Origin of the sequence: Shewanella sp. 11B5, from assembly GCF_002836795.1 — a bacterium.
GTDB classification, from domain to species: domain Bacteria; phylum Pseudomonadota; class Gammaproteobacteria; order Enterobacterales; family Shewanellaceae; genus Shewanella; species Shewanella frigidimarina.
Map to the genome: position 1 here is coordinate 1 of NZ_PJAP01000160.1, position 1,147 is coordinate 1,147.

The following is a 1,147-nucleotide window of genomic DNA, read 5'->3' on the forward strand; positions in this document are numbered from 1 at the left end:
CGATAACCCCTTCGCATGCATCAAACCATTCAGAGCTTAACTCAGCAGAGAGCTCTGGTGATTGATTTTTTAAGCAATTCCGCTTCCAAAGCTTCTTGCTAAATAAAGACCAACGCTCAACGATTAGATCATCTTTACCAGAGAAACGCATCAGTGGATCCCAATCAATATTACTCTGACTAATATCACTGAGCTCATATATCGCATTCGAATTACTTATCAGTAGCAACGGCACCAGATCACCTAAACCGTCGATATGTTCTAGAAAAATGTTACGCTCATCATATTTCCATTTTTCGATTACTTGAAGAGAGTCAATTACAACAAGTCCGACATTGTAAGTAATTAACAAACTTCGTATTTTCAACAATGCGGCTCTAAGATTTGGAGAAACAACAACTTCGCTAGCATACTTTTGTTTCCCAATAGCGTTTTCCAACGATTGTAAAAAAATACTACAATACTCAATCGGGCTTGTAGCTCCTTTTAAATTGACTGACAGATAAACAATCTGAACTTGTTCAGATTGTTTAGCATGCCAAATAACACGAGGGTACATTGACAAACATTGCTGCATCACCAACGTTTTGCCAGAACCTTTACATCCAATTATAGATGTAACATTTCGTACAGGACGTGGCACGCTTAAATCACGCCATGGAACAGTATCGTTACTCATAGCATAATGCAGGTTTTGTCGCTGTTGCTCATAGTTATATAGAGTGTCCTCTCTCGATAGATAACCACTTTTTACAGCTAAATCTATCTTGTCATACACATCTTGAAATTCGGGTACAAGAACCGTGTATTCATCTTTAAGAGAATAAACGCAACGTTTTCGCTCAATATCACTGTCACCAACTGATGCTTGTCGATAATTTGTTTTATTAAAGCTCTCTTTTAATTGTGCGGCATTAAAAGTAGGCATAAGCGCATCAACAAAAGGAACACCGCAAAATGAAGGATGTGCTTCATCAATATAACAAGCTTCAAATGCCTTCGGTGGTATTTCGGGTACTAATAGCCGTTGATTACTAAACTCCATTTTTAATCCTCTTCATCCATGAAAAATTTTACTCTTGCATCTGAATTCGCCTGTTCATATATCATTGGCTCATTTATGCATGCATTACTAACAGCCAATTCT

Annotated in this window: 1 protein-coding gene; it reads right to left on the reverse strand. The window is 37.6% G+C overall.

From position 1 onward, the window contains the following. On the reverse strand, positions 1-1,045 hold a 1,045-nt coding region (locus CXF78_RS01325), incomplete at its 3' end, for an AAA family ATPase (protein ID WP_145991318.1). Positions 1,046-1,147: the final 102 nt, after the last annotated feature.